At 53.9% G+C, this 245-nt stretch carries 1 protein-coding gene; it reads left to right on the forward strand.

The features are described from left to right. Positions 1–245: imelysin family protein (locus tag Q4563_RS21870; RefSeq protein WP_303606035.1), on the forward strand; the 245-nt coding region annotated here is incomplete at both ends.

A 245-nucleotide genomic window follows, 5' to 3' on the forward strand; every position in this document is an offset into this window, starting at 1 on the left:
GTTTACCACCATCAGCAGCGAAGATGACGCCAAACAGAAGCTGGCCGAAATCCTCACCGGTATGGGTACATTGTCTGAAGGCGAGCTGGCGGGTGAGCGGATGCAGATTGCCTTTTCTTCCAACTCCCAGGAAGACGAGCATTCTTGCTTCTCGGATAACACGCACCGCGATATCTGGCTGAATGCCGAAGGCGTCTCCAACAGCTATTACGGTGAATACGCCGGTTACGACAGCACATTGGACG

Source organism: Gilvimarinus sp. 1_MG-2023 (assembly GCF_030548285.1).